Here is a 10441-nt window from a genome sequence, read left to right on the forward strand (position 1 = left end):
TGGGGTATTGGGATTGAAATACAATTGAGTGTTTCTTGAAGATTTTCATATTCATTTATCCAATACAATTGTATTTTTTTTGCCCCAAAGGGTGTAACAAGCGTAAAATATCTAAAATCTTCTATTTTAAGATTAAAAATTTTATCAAATTCGATATAGTTCATTAAGCCGTAATCTTTAAAATCACATTCTTTGTATATAGATTTTAAAAATTTTGGTATTTCATTGACAATGAAAAGTATTTTTATTTTTTCTTTTGATAGATTAATAGTTAGTTCTTTTACTATATTATTTGGATATTCTTGTTTAATGATATCTAATAATTGTTTGTTGCTACAATTTTCCAAGCTATCAAGTTTAATTTCAAAATCTTTTTTAATTTCTAATTTTGTAGGTGTATATTGTAATTTATGCTCTTTATTAGATTGTGGCAGCAGTATATTAATTTCTTTTTTATCTTGAATAATTATTTTAGCAATACCCATAATTTTTGTATTTAAATCTAATAAAATTTGTAAGTCTTTTTTAGAGATTATGTTTTCTATATCTTTTTTAAAACTATTTAGATTTAAATTTTCACTAGATAAAAATTGCATAAGTTTATTTAAAAATATGGGTTGAGGAAGTATCATAGTTCTTTCAATCTTAAATTTTTAAGTTCTTTTAAATTTATAGCTCTAATTAAAATTCTTTCTTCTGATTGTATTAAAGCAAATTCTTGTAATTTTTCTAAAGCTTCTTTATATTCTAAATATCCTAGAGGTTTATCTTCGCTAATACTAAAAAAACTTAACCTCCATTCTACTTCTTCATTTTCATCATCTAGTTCAAAATTTTCCCAAGGTTCTTTAAATAAAATAGTATCTGTATCTTCACTAAGAGTAAAATTTACTATTGTTTTGTCTAATGCATCATAAAGTTTAGGCATAGCCTCATAAGCTTCTTCCCAACGCTTTTGTAAAAGTTTTAAATCTTTCATAAATTTTTTCCTTAAATATAAAATGAAATTATAACTAAGAAATTTTATATTAAATCATAAGGAAAGTATTTATACTGTTTAAATTCTTCTTTATCCAAATTCATTAGTTTTACAATTGCAGCACCTTCAAGATCCCAGGTATCTAAAGGATCCCTTAACCTTGTATGTTTTTTCATATATTTATGTAAAAACTCAATATCTTGTGTGGCTATAAATTCTTTAATCAGTTCATGTTCTTTGCAAGCACATTTGCGTTCTAAATTTAACTTCTTACCCTTAGAACCTATAAAATGTAAAAACCAATCTCTATTGAGTATATCCCTTCTTTTTCTCTCATCTTCTTCTATTAATTCTAGCAAACAAGTAGTATCCATATCTAATAATACTCTAACGCAAAGTTCAATAGCATTTCCCCTGTAATAGCCAATATCCAATCCTGTTTCTAAACGATTTTTTTCTTTTAATAGCATAAGTGCTTCTAAATCTTTTTTAACTATGTTTATATCATCACCACGAGAGTATTTATCTAAAGCAATACATTTTTTTCTATCTTCTATACAAAAAATACAAGTTTGTCTATCTCCAAAAGGAAGTTCTAAAAATATTTTTTCGGATTTCTTGATATCTTCTTCACACTTTATTATATGTTTTGTAAAATACGCTTCATCTTTCTTAGTATCTCTTACCATTTTCTATCCTTTAGGTTTTTTAATTTTATTTGCATCTTTATCTAAATAATGAATGGTTTCTTTACCTCCTTCATCAACATGAAATAAATCTTTTCTGATTTCATTGCTATTTTTTTCAAGAAGTTCTTTTATCTTTTCTCTATGTTCTTCATCTGCAACACCAAGTCTATTTTTGTCCTCTTCTAATATCCAACTATTACTCATCTGTTTGGTTTTTTGATTTCTATTTAACTTGCTTGTTCCAAACTTAGCTTCTGCGATGATATATTTTGGATTTTTATTGGGGTTATAATAAATTCCATCAATTCCTTGATGAATTTTATCATCAAGTCCTTGAACTTTGTTTAAGCTAATTCTTTTATAGCCTTGATTTAAATAATGCAAATGCATTTTAGCTTCGCCATAATTTCCTTTTTGTTTATTGCTTAATTTATCAATGCCATTTAATTTTTGTATCTTTTTTTCCATATTTGCTAAAACTTTTTTAGCTTCTTTTTGTTGTGCTTGAACTTCTTTTAAAAATACTTGTTGTTTATTTACTTGTTTTCTTCTTTGTGCTGCTTTTAGCTTACCTCCTATCCCTTCCCATCTTATCTTGTCCCATTTAATCTTAGCAAGAGGATTAGCTTGTATTTTAGCTAAAGCAAATTTAATCTTATTTTTCTTAGGTATAGCTAGTATAGGATAACCTTTATTACTTACCCCTATTAAACCCATTTGTAATACAGAATGTTTATGATTTACTTTATGATTTGAATAAGTATGAGCAAATACTAAAGCTACTTTAGTACAAGGTCCTCCTAGCATAGGTGGATTTACACATCCACTTATACTAGCTCCTTGTATTTCGTTATTAAGCATAATAGGAACATTGTCTGATTTTATTCTTTTAGCATTCTTTGCTTTTAAATTAACTTTACCTCCATGTATGCATAATAAAGTATTATCTTCTAATATAGGATGCAAACAAGAAGTATCAGGACTTATATTAATAGCTTCTATTTTAGGAAGAGTTATTTTTCTTTTTTTAGCCATAAAAAGCCTTGTGGGTTTGAAGTATGCTTTCTAATTGCTCATCTTTAGCATAAAGAAGTTTTTCTTCCAAAGAACAATCAAAATTTGAAGGAAAAGGTTTTATGGTATCCTTGCTTAGAAATTTTTGCCAAAGTATAGAGTTTTTTTCTAATGAGAAATTCCAAAAATCATCTTTGTTATTATAAACATAGTCTTTATAATCTATAAAATTTACAAAGTTGATATTTACATTTTTTTGCTTAGAAAGCATACCTTGTATGTTTTCTTCTTCTGTGTTTTTTGGAATTTTATTATAGTTTTTAAGATAATGATTTATTCTATTGTTATTTAAGTTTTGATTTTCAAGTTCATTTAAAAGTTCTTTAGAATAATAATTTAAAAAATAATTATTTGCATATTCTTCTATATGCTCTTTAAAGCTTCTTTTATAAATTAACTCATCATAACTAATAGGGTAAGATTTTAAAGTATTATTTTTAGAATTTAATATATAATCATACCCTGCAAAAAAATAAGAAAAATCCATAAAGGCATAATCAGCACTTATGCCTTTACAAAGACTTAAAAAAATATTTTCAAGTTCTAAGATGATTTTTTCATCTTTACTTAAATTTAACTCTTTTTGAAGTTGTTCTTGAGTTTTTGAGATAAAGCCATAATTAAGTTTATCTTCATAATTTTTTACTAGATAATTTAAATTTTCATCATTAAGATTAAAAGTAAGGTATAGTGATGAGTTGAAATAAATATCATATTTATTAAAGTAGGGTGCTAGATTATCTTTTTCTATAAGAGTATTGATTTGGCTTTGAGAGAAATTTTCTCCTTTTTCATCCCAAAAAGGTAAATTAGGGGAGAGGTTTTTAAGAGTTCCTATTTCACTTAATTCATCTTTTTGATAATATCTATGTAAAATGTATTTGCTTTTATCTTTGCATAAACGATTGTAAATTTGAGTATAATTTGAAGGTAAAAAATTTAACCATTCATCCTCACTGTGTAGATTTATACCTTCAAATTTATCAATACTAAAACAAGCTTTAAGTTCTTGTATAGCTTTTAAGGTATTTTCTAAATGTTTATTATAAAAATTATTTTCATTAGCTTTTTTAAAATCAAGCCATTCTTGTAAATTAAGGCGATTACCTTTTAAACTCCAAGCGTTAAGGTATTTTTCATCACTAAAAGTTTTTTTAGATAAAAGATGAAAGCTAACCTGATTGGCACTTAATGTTTGTTTCATTTAAAAGCTTTCAAAGCATCAATTTTTTCACACCATTTGTTAAAGTGTTGACATTTTAATCTTATGTTGTCTATACCAATTTCTTTGGCAATTTTGCTACCATGCAAAACTTTTTTATAACTAGGAGAAGAAAAAATCTTTTTTAGCCTGTGTGACGGACTTGTTTCCTTGCTATTGTTGATTAATTCTGGATTATTGTATTTTTCGATAATACATTCTAATTCGCAAATGAGTTTTTCATCCCATTCAGCGTCTGCTTCAATGATTTTTGTAATATCACTAAAAAGCAAACTTTCAAATTCATGTGGTTGTATATAGCTAAAAAATTTATTTGTATCGCATTTTTGTTTAATTGCTTCATCAAAATCTTTTTGTATTTTTTCAATATATTCATATATATCAGTATTAGCTTTATTTTCTTTTAAAAATTCATCATCTAATCCATAATAATCAAACATAGTTGTCATAAAAGCTTGTGTGTCTTGTTTTAATTTTTTAACAATAAAATCAACCACTCTATCATACGAAAGCGCACCGCCTTTGTGTCCTTTAGATGTAGGTATTGTAAGTGGAGTGAGATAAATTTTGACATTGTGAAAATACGGACTTAAAGTTTCATTGATAAATTTTTCTTCACTTTGTCCTTCGCAAATTACATAGCATCTTATAATATCTGACATTATTTTGGTCTCCCACCTATAAGATTACTAGCCCAAATTTCTCCAAGTGTGTATTCTTCAAGCCAAGTTTGTAGTTTTTCATTGTCCATTCTTGTAAAAATAGATTGATCACCTTCTTTATCTACAACTATAATATCTTGTGCTTCAAAATGATTTATCAGTTCTACAGATTGAGAAGAAATAATGAGTTGTTTTTCTTGAGCTACTCTTTTAATGATCTCGCTTAAAATTTTTAACGCATAAGGATGTAGTCCTAATTCAGGCTCATCGATAATAATTGTTCCTGACATTAGCTCAAAAGGCTGAAGCAATAAAGTAGCTAAGCATATAAACCTTAAAGTTCCATCAGAAAGCATATGTGCTTTAAAAGGAGTATCAGGATCGTTTTTATGGTACCATTCTAATTGTATATTATCACTATTTCTAAAAATAAATCCCCCAAAAAAAGGAGCAATATCTTGTATAGTAGTTAAAATTTGTTCATAATGTTTATTGTGATTATCATGGAGCATTTTAAGATAAGCTGCTATATTTTGTGCATCTTCTTTGAATATAAGATTATCATTTACATCACATATGCTTTTCATTTTAGATGTATCTCCAGTATCATGAAAATGATAAAGCTTCCATTTCTTAATTTCACTTATAACATGTTGTGCCACTTTTTTAGAATAAGATTGCTCCATTATTTTTGAAAGATTGCTTTCTAATTGATTGCTTCCTATGAGTTCTTCATAATTTTTATAATCTCCATCAAAGAAAATATATTCTTTTGATATCATAAGTTTATTTTCACTTGTTGGAATTAAAGTAGCATAATAACTATTTTTACCAAAAGTAAATTTAAAATATATCTCATTTGTTTCTTTTCTACCAAAATACAAAAAACTATCAGGTCCTTTATCTTGTGTATAAAATTGCAAATTTTTATTAAACAATGCATTAAGCATTTTAAATACCGAGATAAAATTACTTTTACCTGCACCATTTGCACCGATTAAGATATTTAAATTTTTAAGTTCAAATTCGGATAAATCTTTTATAGATTTATAGCCTTTGATTGTTATGTTATTTAGCATTTATATCCTTTTGATTTTCACAAAACTTCTTTAACTTTTTTGAAGGTTTTTATTTTCATTAAAAACTTCTTCTAATTCTTCTGCATTATTTAAATTTAATCTTTTTATTACTATTTTATTAGGTGTTGCTCCTTTTATATGATGTAGATATATTTCTTTAAAAGCAGTTTTTATGCTTCTATGTAAATGCCTATGGTAGATAAAGCCACTTCTTGCATCACAATCTCCACCTTTTTCTGAAAAAATTCTCAAACGAGAAGTTTGAATATTTGATACTTCAGACCAATTTTGCTTGTCTTTATCCTTTTCATTTAGGATTTCTACCACCTTTGTTTTTTTCAATCTTTTTGTTTCTTTATTAAACTCACCTACTTTTTTTCCATCGAGTGCTAGTTTTTCATGTTCTTCACGAGTCAATACACTTCCTGTTACATTTTCTGTTAAATGTGTATAATGATTACACACAAAGATGTAATCAAGCTCATATTCTCTAGCGAGTTTTAACTCAAAACTTATTTGTTCTGTTAGACTTTGAACTTGGACATTTTTAACTTCGACTAAACTAGGAATACCATTAATATTTACTAAAAAATCAGGTATAGTATGATTAAAACTATGAATGTTAAAATTCGCATCTAGTTTTCTTTGATTGCTTAAATAGCGTGTAGATCTTTTCCCAAAAAGCAAAGAAGCAACATATTCTCCCGTATCTCCTATGAGTTTAGGTGAAATTTTTTTCTTATTATTTTTTAATTCTTTGCATTTTTCAACTTCTTCTTTTTGTTTTTCCTGCAAATCTTCCTTAGTTTCTTCAGAAATTCCATCTGCTTTTTTAATGGTTTCAAGCTTATGTTGTGCGCTTTTTAAAAGATCTTTTATTTGTTTTTCTTTACCACCATAAGAAGCAAAGCTTTGTTTGTTTTCAAGCATACTTTTAAAAACCTTAGGACTTTGTAAAGCAAAATGACTTGGATGTTCCACATTGGCTATTTTTCTTTGAAAAGTAAGGGTTTTTTGCTTAATATTACTTAATTCTGAAATGACAAAGCTGCTATTTAAAATAGGCACAGGATCAAAACTAGATTCTCCTTTATCACAGATTAGTCTAGGTATAAGACACCATTTATAACCAGATTCATTCTTGAAAGATTTTTCATAAAATTCTTTCAAGAAATCCTTTGTTACTGTTGCCACGCCATTATCTATTGAAAATGATCTTATATGATTTTTTATATTATCATCACTTGTATAAATATCATAAAATACATCGTATTCATAATCTTTTCTTTTATATCCTTTAGCAGGCAAAGCATCATCTTTTAATTTATCAAATTCTTCATTGATTTTTTCATTGCTTTGAAGTTTAAGTTTTTCAATTTCTTTTTCTTTTTCTTCATTGATTGTTTGTATATATTCTAAAGATTTGCTTTTATTGATGCGATATTCATCTTTTTTTGTTTTTTGGTTTTTATTCTTGTTTTCTTCTCCTATCATATGCTCTTCTTTAGGCAAATAAAAGGCAAGAGAATAACCACTGATGATATCTACACTTTCAAATTCTTTGATTTTAAATTTCACATCATTAAATTCCAATGAAAAATCCTTTTTTGTTTTTTATCTTAATTTTTCTTCTTTCTTCTTTCTTCATACATTTTAATTTGTTCTATTCTTTCTAAGCTTGTATCTATATCATATTCTTTAACCAATTCTTCCCAAGTCTTAGCTCCTGCTTTTTTTAAGATTTTTATGTTTTTATTTATATCGCAAGTATTAGCTCTATCTAATGGGGTTGCAGGTTTATAATAGCTGATTTTTCCATCTTCAATATCACTTATACCACAATTAGCCGCATTCACATCAGCTCCATATTTGATTAGCACTTCCACACAAGCTCCTATAGGTTTTTCTTTGCTTCCTGCAGCCCTATGTAAAAGGGTTTTTCCTGCATCGCTAAAACTAAATTCATTTTCTGTTTTAATACTTCTCATATTAGGATTTGCTCCTAGTTTTAAAGCTTCTTCTAAATAATTTGCATGATTAAACAATATCCAAACATGCAAAGGAGTGCTGCCACTTTCTTCATTATAAGTTTCAAATGTGCATCCTTTTTTAAAAAAATACTCTATTACTTCTTTATTTTTTCCATCTCTATCAATATACCTACTAAGTGCATTAAATCCAAAGCACACTTCATCAGCTTTAAGTCCTAAATTTTCAAAATACTCCATCATTTCAAAACTTTTACTTTTATCATAAGCAATTCCTGCACAAGCTAAAGTGATAGCAGTATCTATAATAGCTCTTTTGTTTTCACTATCCCAATAAGGTGTATAGCATTTTTCAAAAAATATTTCAGGCACAGGATAATCTTTTAAAAATTCTTTAACTTCTTCAAGTTTGTTAGCCTCTACAAGATCATAAAATTCTAAACATAATTCTTCTAAATATTCTTCTGAAGAATTTTCTTCAAAATTTATTAATTCTTCTAATGTTTTCATTGTTTTTCCTTTCTTTATAAAATGAGTTTTAATCTTTAACAAGTGATTTTAGTATTTTATAAATCTCACTTAAATCATCATGACAAAGCACATTTTTAATAAACCAATCCTTAAATTCATCCTCATCTGCTTCATCATAAGGTATACCAGTATCTTCTTCAAAAGCAACTTCGTAGTTTTCTGGATCTAAATTATTATATGCACCTTCCATAAAATCATCTATATGATTTTTTACTGCTTCTAGGAGTTCTTTATTAGGTTTTGTGTCTAAAAATGCTTTGAAATCATCTAAGCTTTCTAAAATATCGGTATTAAAATCCATTGTTTTTCCTTTATTTTTTCTTCTTTCTTCTTTCTTCATACATTTTAATTTGTTCTGGTTCTTCTAAGCTTGTATCGATATTGTATTCTTCAACCAATTCCTCCCAAGTCTTAGCTCCTGCTTTTTTTAAGATTTTTATGTTTTTATTTATATCGCAAGTATTAGCTCTATCCAATGGAGTAGCAGGATCATAATATTCAATTTTTCCATCTTCAATATCACTTATACAACAATTAGCCGCATTTACATCAGCTCCATATTTGATTAGCACTTCCACACAAGCTCCTATAGGTTTCTCATCAGATTCTGCAGCTCTATGCAAAAGGGTTTCTCCTGTATTAGTAAAGCTAAATTCACTTTCTGTTTTAATGGCTCTCATATTAGGATTTGCTCCTAGTTTTAAAGCTTCTTCTAAATACTTCACTTCTTCGCCGCATAATATCCATTCATGTAAAGGAGTGCTGCCGCTTTCTTCATTATAAGTTTCAAATGTGCATCCTTTTTTAAAAAAATACTCTATTACTTCTTTATTTTTTCCATCTCTATCAATATACCTACTAAGTGCATTGTATCCAAAGCACACTTCATTGGCTTTAAGTCCTAAATTTTCAAAATACTCCATCATTTCAAAACTTTTACTTTTATCATAAGCAATTCCTGCACAAGCTAAAGCGATAACAGGATCGATAATAGCTCTTTTGTTTTCACTATCCCAATAAGGTGTATAGCATTTTTCAAAAAATATTTCAGGCACAGGATAATCTTTTAAAAATTCTTTAACTTCTTCAAGTTTGTTAGCCTCTACAAGATCATAAAATTCTAAACATAAGTTTTTTACATATTTATCTACATCTTCTTCTAAAGATAATATTTCTTCTAATGTTTTCATTGTTTTTCCTTTAGTTTTTTTATAAATTGGGTTTCTTTGTGATTTTAGTTTTAATTTAAAAAAATTGCTTTTAATCTGCTCTCAAATCACCTCCTTTTACCCTTAAACCTTTATCATCTATAATTACTTGCATTTTTCCTACTTGAAGTATAATCTTATCTTTTGTTTGTGTGATGGTGGTATTTTCACCTACTTGAGAGATGATTCGTTTTTGTGCTATTAAAGTGCTTTCTTTATTAGCTAAAGTATTTATTTCATCAGCCGTAAAGGAACAATTATTTTTAGCTTTAAAACTAATAGAATCATCAGCTTCAGCTTTGAAATACTCATTTGTTTCTATGCTTAGATCTTTTTTGGAGTGAAATTTTATACTTTGATTGGTTTGAAGCACATAAGAACCTTTTATGGTTTCATTTTTATTATGTCCTATTCTTTGGATAAAATCATTTTTGATATCTTGCTCTAGGTTATTGTTGATGATTACTCTTTTATCATTTCCTATTTTTTCTTCATGATTTTGTCCGATATTGACTTCATTACTAATTCCTACATTCAAAGTATTACTTAAACCCACATTAGTATCTTTAGAAAGCAGGGTATTTTCTAGATACTGCGCACCTACATTGACATTTTTAAAACCTATGATATTTTGCATATGCCCTAAGGTAATAAATTCAGTATATAAAGCTCCTACTTCTGAGGTTTTGTTATTTTTTATAGTTTGCTCATAGTTATTGCCTATTTCTTCTTTATAATCTTTTTGTGCTAAAATGTAAAATTCTTCCTTGTCTATATCATTTTTTAAAGTGATTTCATTTCTTGCTTTTGCATCGGTATTATCTTTTCCTATAGTAGAATTAGAGATAGTTAGATAATGTTCATTTTTATAATTTAGATTATATTCTGTATTTTCTTGTAGTTTAAGTTCATCTAAGCCTTTATTATACATAGGTATAGCACTTAGATAATTTAGTGTTTGTCCAGCGATTTCTCTTTTGTATCTTGGGTAGTTATATTGTGGCATAGT

12 protein-coding genes are annotated in these 10441 nt (G+C 27.1%); all 12 read right to left on the reverse strand.

Annotated elements, in window-relative coordinates; all coding sequences use genetic code 11:
* A partial coding sequence (locus L8W56_RS08510) for a hypothetical protein (RefSeq protein WP_263659999.1) occupies window positions 1–596 on the reverse strand: 596 nt, incomplete at its 3' end.
* Between the two features lie 32 nt (window positions 597–628).
* Entirely contained in the window at window positions 629–979 is a 351-nt protein-coding gene (locus L8W56_RS08515) for a DUF4299 domain-containing protein (protein ID WP_044598815.1), read from the reverse strand.
* Between the two features lie 44 nt (window positions 980–1023).
* Entirely contained in the window at window positions 1024–1668 is a 645-nt protein-coding gene (locus L8W56_RS08520) for a PoNe immunity protein domain-containing protein (protein ID WP_220520021.1), read from the reverse strand.
* A 3-nt stretch (window positions 1669–1671) separates the two neighbouring features.
* Window positions 1672–2703 (reverse strand): hypothetical protein, encoded by a 1032-nt coding sequence (locus tag L8W56_RS08525; RefSeq protein WP_263660000.1) that lies wholly within the window; start codon window positions 2701–2703, stop codon window positions 1672–1674.
* A complete protein-coding gene (locus tag L8W56_RS08530) occupies window positions 2696–3946 on the reverse strand; it encodes a hypothetical protein (RefSeq protein ID WP_263660001.1) in 1251 nt (416 codons plus the stop codon). Before L8W56_RS08530 ends, L8W56_RS08525 begins: the two co-directional genes overlap by 8 nt.
* The gene (locus tag L8W56_RS08535; RefSeq protein ID WP_263660003.1) at window positions 3943–4626 is read right to left on the reverse strand and encodes a DUF4276 family protein; all 684 of its coding nucleotides are present in this window, start codon (window positions 4624–4626) and stop codon (window positions 3943–3945) included. Before L8W56_RS08535 ends, L8W56_RS08530 begins: the two co-directional genes overlap by 4 nt.
* Window positions 4626–5705, reverse strand: a complete 1080-nt coding sequence (locus L8W56_RS08540) for an AAA family ATPase (protein ID WP_263660004.1) — start codon at window positions 5703–5705, stop codon at window positions 4626–4628. The genes L8W56_RS08535 and L8W56_RS08540 overlap by 1 nt, the downstream gene beginning before the upstream one ends.
* Before the next feature lie 30 nt (window positions 5706–5735).
* Window positions 5736–7298 (reverse strand): putative toxin, encoded by a 1563-nt coding sequence (locus tag L8W56_RS08545; RefSeq protein WP_263660005.1) that lies wholly within the window; start codon window positions 7296–7298, stop codon window positions 5736–5738.
* A gap of 26 nt (window positions 7299–7324) precedes the next feature.
* A complete protein-coding gene (locus tag L8W56_RS08550) occupies window positions 7325–8203 on the reverse strand; it encodes an ankyrin repeat domain-containing protein (protein WP_263660006.1) in 879 nt (292 codons plus the stop codon).
* Window positions 8204–8231: 28 nt separating this feature from the next.
* Window positions 8232–8525 (reverse strand): hypothetical protein, encoded by a 294-nt coding sequence (locus L8W56_RS08555; protein ID WP_195672374.1) that lies wholly within the window; start codon window positions 8523–8525, stop codon window positions 8232–8234.
* 10 nt (window positions 8526–8535) lie between these two features.
* Window positions 8536–9414, reverse strand: coding sequence for an ankyrin repeat domain-containing protein (locus L8W56_RS08560; RefSeq protein ID WP_263660007.1), 879 nt, complete (start codon window positions 9412–9414; stop codon window positions 8536–8538).
* Window positions 9415–9484: 70 nt separating this feature from the next.
* A partial coding sequence (locus L8W56_RS08565) for a bacteriophage T4 gp5 trimerisation domain-containing protein (protein WP_263660008.1) occupies window positions 9485–10441 on the reverse strand: 957 nt, incomplete at its 5' end.

It is taken from the genome of Campylobacter sp. IFREMER_LSEM_CL1085, from assembly GCF_025772235.1.
Lineage (GTDB): Bacteria > Campylobacterota > Campylobacteria > Campylobacterales > Campylobacteraceae > Campylobacter_D > Campylobacter_D lari_D.

Coding starts and splice junctions, on each gene's coding strand:
- L8W56_RS08525 (WP_263660000.1), bottom strand. CDS start 2,703: ATGGCTAAAAAAAGAAAAATAACTCTTCCTAAAATAGAAGCTATTAAT.
- L8W56_RS08555 (WP_195672374.1), bottom strand. CDS start 8,525: ATGGATTTTAATACCGATATTTTAGAAAGCTTAGATGATTTCAAAGCA.
- L8W56_RS08560 (WP_263660007.1), bottom strand. CDS start 9,414: ATGAAAACATTAGAAGAAATATTATCTTTAGAAGAAGATGTAGATAAA.
- L8W56_RS08515 (WP_044598815.1), bottom strand. CDS start 979: ATGAAAGATTTAAAACTTTTACAAAAGCGTTGGGAAGAAGCTTATGAG.
- L8W56_RS08520 (WP_220520021.1), bottom strand. CDS start 1,668: ATGGTAAGAGATACTAAGAAAGATGAAGCGTATTTTACAAAACATATA.
- L8W56_RS08550 (WP_263660006.1), bottom strand. CDS start 8,203: ATGAAAACATTAGAAGAATTAATAAATTTTGAAGAAAATTCTTCAGAA.
- L8W56_RS08540 (WP_263660004.1), bottom strand. CDS start 5,705: ATGCTAAATAACATAACAATCAAAGGCTATAAATCTATAAAAGATTTA.
- L8W56_RS08535 (WP_263660003.1), bottom strand. CDS start 4,626: ATGTCAGATATTATAAGATGCTATGTAATTTGCGAAGGACAAAGTGAA.
- L8W56_RS08530 (WP_263660001.1), bottom strand. CDS start 3,946: ATGAAACAAACATTAAGTGCCAATCAGGTTAGCTTTCATCTTTTATCT.